This window comes from Microbacterium ginsengisoli (assembly GCF_000956535.1).
Taxonomy (GTDB): domain Bacteria; phylum Actinomycetota; class Actinomycetes; order Actinomycetales; family Microbacteriaceae; genus Microbacterium; species Microbacterium ginsengisoli.
This window is the reverse complement of record NZ_JYIY01000033.1, coordinates 1-9,651: the sequence shown is the minus strand read 5'-3', so window position 1 is coordinate 9,651 and position 9,651 is coordinate 1. Positions and strand designations below refer to the sequence as shown.

10 protein-coding genes are annotated in these 9,651 nt (G+C 70.8%); 5 read left to right on the top strand and 5 right to left on the bottom strand.

Annotation, left to right across the window (positions count from 1 at the left end; genetic code table 11):
• Positions 1-119: 119 nt before the first annotated feature.
• Complete coding sequence (locus RR49_RS00560; protein ID WP_045245806.1) at positions 120-1,424, bottom strand: MFS transporter; 1,305 nt, start codon at positions 1,422-1,424, stop codon at positions 120-122.
• Between the two features lie 195 nt (positions 1,425-1,619).
• Between RR49_RS00560 and rpsO the strand changes: the two genes are divergently transcribed.
• Positions 1,620-1,889, top strand: a complete 270-nt coding sequence (rpsO, locus tag RR49_RS00555; RefSeq protein WP_045245804.1) for a 30S ribosomal protein S15 — start codon at positions 1,620-1,622, stop codon at positions 1,887-1,889.
• A 155-nt stretch (positions 1,890-2,044) separates the two neighbouring features.
• Here rpsO and RR49_RS00550 read toward each other — a convergent pair whose 3' ends face one another.
• Positions 2,045-3,064 (bottom strand): isopenicillin N synthase family dioxygenase, encoded by a 1,020-nt coding sequence (locus RR49_RS00550; RefSeq protein ID WP_045245802.1) that lies wholly within the window; start codon positions 3,062-3,064, stop codon positions 2,045-2,047.
• Positions 3,065-3,182: 118 nt separating this feature from the next.
• On the opposite strand from RR49_RS00550, the gene RR49_RS00545 reads away from it, so the two are divergent.
• The 3 genes from RR49_RS00545 (at position 3,183) to RR49_RS00535 (ending at position 6,042) form a co-directional block, all read left to right on the top strand.
• Positions 3,183-4,085, top strand: coding sequence for an alpha/beta fold hydrolase (locus RR49_RS00545; protein ID WP_045245801.1), 903 nt, complete (start codon positions 3,183-3,185; stop codon positions 4,083-4,085).
• 75 nt (positions 4,086-4,160) lie between these two features.
• A complete protein-coding gene (locus RR49_RS00540; RefSeq protein ID WP_045245800.1) occupies positions 4,161-5,396 on the top strand; it encodes an LLM class flavin-dependent oxidoreductase in 1,236 nt (411 codons plus the stop codon).
• A 1-nt stretch (position 5,397) separates the two neighbouring features.
• Complete coding sequence (locus RR49_RS00535) at positions 5,398-6,042, top strand: CE1759 family FMN reductase (RefSeq protein WP_045245798.1); 645 nt, start codon at positions 5,398-5,400, stop codon at positions 6,040-6,042.
• A gap of 10 nt (positions 6,043-6,052) precedes the next feature.
• Here RR49_RS00535 and RR49_RS00530 read toward each other — a convergent pair whose 3' ends face one another.
• Together RR49_RS00530 and RR49_RS00525 are read right to left on the bottom strand one after the other, a co-directional pair.
• Positions 6,053-6,517, bottom strand: a complete 465-nt coding sequence (locus RR49_RS00530; protein WP_045245797.1) for an SRPBCC family protein — start codon at positions 6,515-6,517, stop codon at positions 6,053-6,055.
• Between the two features lie 5 nt (positions 6,518-6,522).
• Positions 6,523-7,185 carry a DedA family protein gene (locus RR49_RS00525; protein WP_245610924.1) on the bottom strand — a complete coding sequence of 221 codons (663 nt, stop codon included), beginning with the start codon at positions 7,183-7,185 and terminating at the stop codon, positions 6,523-6,525.
• A gap of 103 nt (positions 7,186-7,288) precedes the next feature.
• Between RR49_RS00525 and RR49_RS00520 the strand changes: the two genes are divergently transcribed.
• Positions 7,289-9,262 carry a GDSL-type esterase/lipase family protein gene (locus tag RR49_RS00520; RefSeq protein WP_045245807.1) on the top strand — a complete coding sequence of 658 codons (1,974 nt, stop codon included), beginning with the start codon at positions 7,289-7,291 and terminating at the stop codon, positions 9,260-9,262.
• Between the two features lie 3 nt (positions 9,263-9,265).
• Here RR49_RS00520 and RR49_RS15755 read toward each other — a convergent pair.
• Positions 9,266-9,651 (bottom strand): aggregation-promoting factor C-terminal-like domain-containing protein (locus RR49_RS15755; RefSeq protein WP_045245795.1); only part of this gene is annotated, 386 nt, incomplete at its 5' end.

Here is a 9,651-nt window from a genome sequence, read left to right as displayed (position 1 = left end):
GGCCTGGGTGGGGGGAGCGGTGGTGGCCACCCCGGCACACTACGCGGGGGTGCGGACGCTGCACATCCCCTGCCACTGCGACGTCGGATATCCGCCGGAGAACGGCGGGATCGCGTCGATCAGGGCACGGGGTGCGCGGCGTCGTACGCGCGGAAGCCGGGCGACAGGCGCACGAGCACGGCGACGATCCCGATGATGAGGAATCCGCCGAGCAGCGGCGGGAACCACAGTGCGGTGAAGGTCGCGAGCGTGCCGGCGTAGAGGGCACCGATGCGGGGTCCGCCGGCCACCACGACGGTGAAGATGCCCTGCAGGCGTCCGCGCATCGCGTCGGGCACGGCCGACTGCATCATGGAGGAACGGTAGATCGCGCTGACGTTGTCGGCGGCTCCGGAGACGGCGAGCACCGCGGCGCCCGCGGCGATCAGCACGACGTTCGGGGTGTTCGGGCCGACCGTCTCAGGCGCGAACGCGCCGAGGGCCGCGGCGGCGAGCACCGCGCCGAAGGCGAGGATGCTGGCGCCGTAGACGATGATCGACCGCTCGATCCCGAGGCCGTGGTGCCGATAGCGTGCGATCGGTCCCGACAGCAGGCTCGACAGCAGGGCGCCGAGCGCGACGGCGGCGGTGAGCACGCCCGTCGTGATCGCGCCACCTCCGAGCAGCACGGCACCCACGGCGGGGAAGAGGGCGGTCGGCTGTCCGAACGTCATCGCGGTGATGTCGAGGATGTACTGCAGCCGGATGTTCCCGGCCTTCCGGAGGAATCCGAGCCCGTCGCGCAACGACTCGAGGCCGGGTCGCGCGATCGTGCCCTCGGGGCGCAGGCGCGGCAGGGTCCACAGGCCGAGGAACAGCGACGACATGAGCAGCACGTCGACCGAGTACGTCCAGGCGTACCCGACGGTCGCCACCAGCACGCCCGCGAGCGCGGGACCTGCCATCACCATGATGCCGACGGTCACGCCCTGCAGTGCGGCGGCCGCCGGGAGGAGGTCGCGGGGCAGCAGGCGCGGCGTGATGGCCGACCGTGTGGTCATGACGATCGAGTTGGCGGCGGAGTTCACGACACTCAGGAGGTACAGCGACCAGAGACTCTCGACCTGCGTCCACGCGAGTGCGGCGATGAGGGCCGTCGACACGAACGTGACGGATGCCGCGATGAGGGCGACTGCGCGCCGGTCGAACGCGTCGGCGAGCAGGCCGCCGTAGAGGCCGGCGAGCACCATCGGGATGAGCCCGGCCACCGCGATCATCGACACCGCGAAGGTGTCGCCGGTGAAGTCGTAGACCTGCAGCATGACGGCGACGATCGTCAGCTGGCCGCCGAGGCCCGACAGGGTCGCTCCCACCCAGAGCCGCGCGAAGGCGGGCACCGTGGTGAGAGGGCGGATGTCGATGAATGCGCTGCGGCGGGCGTTCACGATCGGGTCGAGGGGGATGAAGACGAACGCACGCGTCGAGCCTAGTCGTGCCGGATGTCGCGGCCCGCCGCCGCGGTCGCGGTGGCCGTCCGGCGCTGGTAAGCTGTTCCGGTTGCCGTTCGATCGGCCGCGGAGAAAGAGAGCTCGCACATTCGGTGACGGGCACCGCGCAACGAGGAGAAAGGGGATCGCTCTATGGCACTGGAACAGGACGTCAAGAAGGCGATCATCGAAGAGTACGCGACGCACCCCGGTGACACCGGATCCCCCGAGGTGCAGGTCGCTCTGCTGACGCAGCGCATCAAGGACCTCACCGAGCACCTCAAGGAGCACAAGCACGACCACCACTCGCGGCGTGGTCTGTTCCTGCTCGTCGGTCAGCGCCGTCGTCTGCTCGGCTACCTCCAGGACATCGACATCGCGCGTTATCGCTCGCTGATCGAGCGTCTCGGCCTTCGCCGCTGAGTCACCCGGCGTACATCGTCTTCAGAGGCCCGTCCCACGGTGTGGGACGGGCCTCTGCTCGTTCCCCGCGCCTCGCCCTTCGTCTCTCGCAGCGCACGGCGGGTGTGACAACGATCGGCCCGCCCCGGAAGGGGCGGGCCGATCGTCGTCAGGCGTCAGACTCGTGCGGCGCGTGCGGCGACGAGGTCGGCGTGCCAGCGTTCGGCCACGTCCGGATGTGCGCGAAGGCGCGACTTGAGGGCGTTCTCGCCGTAGGTCGCGAAGATGGGGTTCGTGGGGTCGTCGGTCACGCCCCGCGCCTGGGCGGCGAGCTCCGCCGGCAGGTCGATGATCGGCAGCTGAGCGTCGAGGGTCGGGTTGAAGAAGAACGGAACCGAGATGCGCTCGTCAGGGTACCGGGGCGAGATCACGCGGTGGTTGGTCGCCTTCAGGTAGCCCTGCGTCGCATACTCGAGCAACTCGCCGATGTTGACCACGAACGCGCCCTCGACCGGCGGGGCATCCACCCATGCGCCGTCGCGCTCGACCTGCAGCCCGCCCTTGCCGGGCTCGACCCACAGCAACGTCAGCACGCCGGAGTCCTTGTGGGCGCCGACTCCCTGCTGAGGCGTCGGGTCCTCCTTGCCGGGGTACCGCACGATCTTGATCAAGGTGGAGGGCTCACCGAAGTGCTGGTCGAAGTACGACTCCTCTGCGCCGAGGGCCAGTGCCCATGCCCGCAGCAGCGTCCGCGCCACGTCGCTGAGGCGCTCGTGCCAGTCGAGCACGACCTCCTTGAGCTCGGGCAGGTTCTCGGGCCACAGGTTCGGTCCGATCAGTCGCGCATAGTCGGGCGCGTCGGCATCCGTGATCGGTTCGCGCTCGGGCCCGATATCGATCTGTTCGCGCCAGTCGACCTTCCCCTGCGTGCGCTCGCCCCCGACGCGGGTGTAGCCGCGGAACTGCGGCGAGTTGAGGTTCTCGATCGCCAGCTTCTCGGCCTCGGGCAGGGCGAAGAGCTCCTTGGCGACCCGCAGCAGCCGCGCTTCCTCGGCGGGAGCGATGCCCGTGCCGGTGAGGTAGAAGAATCCGACGTCGTGCGTCGCGGCCCGAAGCTGCGCGCGGAATTCAGCGGCCTCAGCCTCGCCCTGGCGCAGCAGCGAGAAGTCGAGCACGGGAAGCGAGAGATCGGTCATGCGTCGAGGCTATGTCGGAACAGGCCGCACAGCTCGTTTGTTGCACCCCGTGACCGGAGCGCTTGCGCGGGGGCGCGCAGGCCGGGCGATAGCCTTCGCTCCGAAGGGGAGGGGCCGCATGACGACACTCGGCGACGCCGCAGAGCTGGATGCCGCGATCGGCGCCGTCGACTGGGCCGCCCTCCCGCCGGGTGTGGTGCGCGCCGACCTCGACGCGCCGAGCGGTCGCCTTGCACGCATCGTCGCCGGCGCTGAGGATGCCCCGCGGGTGCTCCTCGTGCCCGGGGCGACAGGCTCGAAGGAGGACTTCCTGCTGATGATCCCGTCGCTGCTCGCGGCGGGCTACCGCGTGGAGTCGTACGATCTCGCCGGCCAGTTCGAGTCGGGTGGGGCGGGTCCGGAGAACCTCGACCCGCCGCGCGCGCATTACGACTACGACCTGTTCTGCGCCGACCTGCGGGCTGTGCTCGATGCCGGACGCGCGCCCGCGCATGTGCTGGGCTACAGCTTCGGGGGTCTTGTGGCACAGGTGCTGCTGGTCGAGCAGCCCGAGCTGTTCGCTTCGCTCGCGCTGCTCACCTCGCCGCCCGACGTCGGCCAGGTGTTCCGCGGGGTGAAGCGCATCGGACGGTTCTCGGGGGCGACCTCGCCGCACGCGGGTGCATCGCTCATGCTGTGGGGCATCCGCAACAACCTCAACCGGGTGCCGCCGGAGCGCATCGCCTTCGTGCGAGAGCGCTTCGCGCAGACGCGTCGGGCGAGCGTCGACGACATCGTGGGGCTCATGAAGCGGATGCCGGATGTCGCGGAGGCTGTCGCCGCCCTGCCGTTGCCGAAGCTCGTGGCGACAGGCCGTCACGACCTGTGGCCGGAAGCGCAGTATCGGGAGTACGCGGCGCGGATCGGGGCATCCATCGCGGTCTACGACACCGGGCACAGCCCGTGCGAGACGACGCCGCATCAGCTGGTGCGCGATCTGCTGGGCCTGTACGCCGAGACCGATCAGACCCCGCGGGAATAACCGTGGACGCGAGGTGTTTCACAAATTACATTCACGTGCATACAATCGTGAGTACGTAGACGAAAGCGGGACACCATGAGCGAGAACAGCGCACCCACCCCCGCCGTGCAGTTCGGCATCTTCACCGTGAGCGACATCACGCAGGATCCGACCACGGGCACGACCCCGAGCGAGGCCGAGCGCATCCGCGCGACCCTCACGATCGCGAAGCACGCGGAAGAGGTCGGGCTCGACGTCTTCGCGCTCGGCGAGCACCACAACCCGCCGTTCTGGTCGTCCTCGCCCACCACGACCCTCGCCTACATCGCCGCCCAGACCGAGCGGCTCATCCTCTCCACCGCGACGACGCTCATCACCACGAACGACCCGGTGAAGATCGCCGAGGACTACGCGATGCTGCAGCACGTCTCCGGCGGCCGCGTCGACCTCATGCTCGGGCGCGGCAACACCGGCCCGGTCTACCCCTGGTTCGGCAAGGACATCCGCCAGGGCCTGCCGCTCGCGATCGAGAACTACGCGCTGCTGCACAAACTGTGGCGCGAGGACGTCGTCGACTGGGAGGGGAAGTTCCGCAGCCCCCTGCAGGGCTTCACCTCGACCCCGCGTCCGCTCGACGGCGTCGCGCCGTTCGTCTGGCACGGCTCGATCCGCACCCCCGAGGTCGCCGAGCAGGCCGCCTACTACGGCGACGGGTTCTTCGCGAACAACATCTTCTGGCCCGCCTCGCACTTCCAGCGGCTCATCACGCTGTACCGCGAGCGCTTCGCCCACTACGGCCACGGCACCGCCGAGCAGGCGATCGTCGGACTCGGCGGTCAGGTGTTCATGCGCCCGAAGTCACAGGACGCCGTGAGCGAGTTCCGCCCGTACTTCGACAACGCCCCCGTCTACGGCCACGGCCCGTCGATGGAGGACTTCACCGAGATGACCCCCCTCACGGTCGGGTCGCCGCAGCAGGTCATCGACCGCTACGCCGGCATGCGCGACCTGTTCGGCGACTACCAGCGCCAGCTGTTCCTCATCGACCACGCCGGCCTGCCGCTGAAGACCGTGCTCGAGCAGCTCGACCTGCTGGGCTCCGAGGTGGTTCCCGTGCTGCGCAAGGAGTTCCAGACCAACCGTCCCGAGACCGTCCCGGATGCCCCGACCCACGCGTCGCTCGTCGCCGCGGCCTACGACGGCGCCGCTCCGCGCGAGGCGCGTCCGCGCGCGAACCGCGGCGACAACCTCACCCACGGTTCGCCCTATGAGGACACCAAGGAGCGCGCCGGCGCCGCCTTCGGCGCCGCCGCGACCCGGACGGGGGCCTGAGATGACCGCCCGCCGCATCGCGGTCGTCACCGCGGGATTGTCGAACCCGTCATCGACGCGCATGCTCGCCGACCGCCTCGCCGCCGCGACAGTGCGCCAGCTGTCGGAGCGGGGGATCGAGGCATCCGTCGACACGTTCGAACTGCGCGACTACGCCCACGACATCACGAACAACCTGCTGACCGGCTTCGCGCCGGCGCCGCTCGAGACGATGATCAACACCGTGGTCTCGGCGGACGCGCTCATCGTCGTCACCCCGATCTTCTCGACGAGCTACTCGGGAATGTTCAAGTCGTTCATCGACGTGCTCGACCCCGACGCCCTCACCGGCACCCCGGTGCTCATCGGCGCGAACGCGGGCACCGCACGGCACTCGCTCGCGATCGACTACGCGATCCGTCCCGTGTTCGCCTACCTGCACGCCCAGCCGGTGTCGACGGGGGTGTTCGCGGCGTCGTCCGACTGGGGTGGCGCGGGCGACCAGGTCGCGCCGCTCGCGTCGCGCATCGAGAAGGGCGCCGCCGAACTGGCGGAGGCCATCGCACTGCACGCCGAGAAGGCGGCATCCGACCCGTTCGACCCGTCGTCGTACCTCGGCGAGGGCCGCTCGTTCGGCCACCTGCTCGGGGGCCTCGCGGGGGAGTGACCCCCGCGGGTCAGGCGATCTCTGACTCGACGAGCGTCTTGAGCGTGCCGAGGCCGGTGAGGAACGTGTTCGCGAGCATCTTGTCGAGGAACAGCTTTCCCATGATCCAGGTGCGCACGTTCACCTCACCTGACACGATCCAGTGCACGTCGACACCTCCGGCGGCCGCCGGAGTGATGGAGAACACCACGTCGGAGGTCGAGGGCTTGGGCGTCCAGAAGGTCATCGCGACGTCGAGTCGCGACGGACGCTCGGTGCCGGTGATCTCCATGCGTCCCTTGCCGAGGCGCCTTCCCTCGTAGAGGAACACCGAGCCGACTCCGCTCGTGGGGCCCTCGTTGCTGGTCACGGTGGTCGGGTCCATCGTGGGGAACGGGTTCCAGTCGTTGAAACGGCCGAGCTCGTTGATGCGGTCGAAGACGGCTTCAGCGGGGGCGTCGATGTGCTCGACGACGTCGACGTATTGGCGAGGCATGGCGCTCACCCTAGTGGGTCGGCCGGTGGCGTGTCTGCGGGCGCGGTCGGCACGACCCCTCGCCGCGCGAGCGCAGCATCGACGACGAACCCGATCGCCAGCGCGACCACGATCGAGACGAGCACGGCGACGATCGGGCCGCCCGGCAGCAGCACCGCTGCGGCCGCCCCGATGAGCGCCTGATAGGCCGCCCAGCCGAGGGCGGCCGTGCCCGTCACGCCGAGATAGCGAGCGGCGGGCACGTGGGACGCCCCGGCGACGAGATTCACCGCGAGGCGGGCGAACGGGATGAACCGGGCCGTGAACACCACGGCCCCCGCGCGTCGGTGCAGTCGGGCCCGCGCCCAATCGAACGCCGCGCGGATCTTCGGCTGCTGCATCCATCGCCATCGCTCTAGCCCGACCGTGCGCCCGATCAGGTAGCAGCACGTGTCGCCGGCGAACGCGGCGAGAGCCGCGACCAGGATCACCGCGACGATGAACGGATGCCCCGTGGCCACCGCCAGCGCGCCGAACGCCGTCACCGCGGTCTCCCCGGGGAGGACCACCAGGAAGGCGTCGCCGAACACGAGCGCGGCCAGCAGGGGGAGCGCCCACGGGCTCTCGGCGAGCCCGGTCAGCCAGTCGTCGACCATCGGATGCCCACGATCCCAGGCGGGAGTCGACACGTCGGGGAACCCTCGGTGACCGGCGGTGGGAACCTGGGTGAACACTCGGCGATCGCGGCCGATTCGGGGCATCCGCGTGTCGTGGGCACCCCACCCTGGTGTCGTGAGAGTCGCGCTGGTCGCTGAATCCTTCCTCCCCCACATGAACGGGGTCACCGGCTCTGTGCTCCACGTGCTGCGGCACCTGGGCGAGGCCGGGCACGAGACCCTCGTCATCGCCCCGAAGGCGCCCGACACGATCGGCGCCGTCGACGCCGCCCGCACCGAGCTGCTGCGATCGGTGCCGATGCCCTCCCATCCGCAGGTGCGTCTCGTGTTCGCGCGGGCCGCCCGCATCGCCGGGATCCTCCGCGACTTCCAGCCGGACGTCGTTCACCTCGCATCGCCCTTCGTGCTGGGCTGGCAGGCGCTCGTCGCCGCCGACGGTCTGCGCCTGCCGTCGGTCGCGATCTACCAGACCGACGTCGTCGCCTACGCCCGGAAATACGGCCTGCCGAAGGCGACCGCCCTCGTCGAAGGCCACGTCACACGCCTGCACCGTCGCGCGACCTCGACTCTCGCGCCCTCGACCGCCTCGATCGCACAGCTGAACGAGCTGGGCGTCGACCGGGTGCGGATGTGGGGGCGCGGCGTCGACGCCGAGCGATTCGCGCCCGAGCGGCGCAGCGATCTGTGGCGCGCGCGCACGGCCCCCGGCGAGCAGCTCATCGGCTACGTCGGGCGTCTCGCGCCCGAGAAGCAGGTGGAGGACCTGCGGGCCGTCGCCGACATCCCCGGCACGCGGCTCGTCGTCGTCGGCGACGGGCCCTCGCGGGCGCAGCTCGAACGCGAGCTGCCGCGCGCGATCTTCCTCGGCCACCTGGGTGGCGACGATCTCGCCCGCGCGGTCGCGAGCTTCGACGTCTTCGTCCACCCGGGGGAGAGTGAGACCTTCGGTCAGACCATCCAGGAGGCGCTCGCGAGCGGGGTGCCGGTCGTCGCGACCGGGTGCGGCGGCCCGGTGGACCTCGTGCACTCGAGCCTCGACGGCTGGCTCTATCGGCCGGGAGACCTCGGCGACCTGCGCGCCCGGGTCGAGGATCTCGTCGGCGACGACGCAAAACGCCGCGCGTTCTCCCGGGCGGCGCGCGAAGGCGTGAGGGAGCGCACATGGAGCGCGCTCGTCGGCCGGCTCGTGCAGCACTACGACGAGGCTCGGGACCTGCGACGCATCGATGACGCGCTCTTCGTGCGCGCCGCGATCCGCCCGGAGACCGTCGCACGCACGGCCCCCGCGCCGCATCCGATCGCGTGGCACCGCTACGTCGCCCTCGGCGACTCGATCACCGAGGGCCTGTGCGACACCTCCCGTATGCCGGCCGGGATGTACCGGGGCTGGGCCGACCGGCTCGCGATGCTGCTCGCGCACGGATCGGCGGGCGCCGCGCCGTTCCGGTTCGCAAACCTCGCGGTGCGCAGCCGCCGCGTGCGCGACCTCGAGACCGATCAGGTCACCCGAGCCCTCGGCCTGCGCCCGGACCTCGTGTCGATCCTCATGGGGGCCAACGACCTCGTCGGGCACGGCGCCGACCCGCTCGCGCTCGCCGCCCGCCTCGAGGCGCAGGTGCGTCGCCTGCGGGACGCCGGCGTCGACGTGCTGCTGGTCACTCCCTTCCTTCCGCGGCGCCGCGCGGCGCGGCTGTTCGCGCGACGGTTCGCCGTCTACGCCTCGGAGCTGCGGCGCATCGCCCGCGACACCGGGTCGATGCTGCTCGACACCGAGGCGCATCCGGCGCTCGGCGACCTCGACATGTGGGCCGACGACAAGGTGCACATGCGCTCCCGCGGCCACCGCTTCCTCGCGTACCGGGCGGCGGAAGCGCTGGGGGTGCCCGATGCCGAGGCGCTCGGCGGGCTCGATGCCGCCCTTCACGCCGACGACGACGCGCCGGATCCGCACGGCTGGCTGCGCCGGCACGCGCTGCCGTGGATCTGGCGCCGCCTGCATGGGTGCACCGCGGGGGACGGGTTGTCGGCCAAGCACGACGACTACGTCGACCTTCCGGTCGGCGGTGACGGCGTGCGAGGCCGCGTCTGAGGCTCAGTACCAGCCGGTCGCCTGCGAGTGCGCCCACGCACCGCAGGGGGAGCCGTAGCGCGCGCTGATGTAGGCGAGGCCCCAGTTGATCTGCGTGTTGCCGTTGGTGCGCCAGTCGGCTCCGGCGGTGGCCATCTTCGAGCCCGGCAGCGCCTGCGGGATGCCATACGCACCGCTCGAGGGGTTCAGGGCGTTCGCCCGCCAGCCCGATTCGCGATTCCACAGCGACACGAGGCACGAGAACTGGTCGGATCCCCAGCCGTACGCCCCTATCGCCCCCCGGGCGTAGGCCTGCGCGCCGGCCGGATCGACGACGACACCGTAGTCGGTGCCGCCGGACGACCCGGAACCCGACCCGCCTGATCCCGCCCCGCCGGTTGACCCTGACC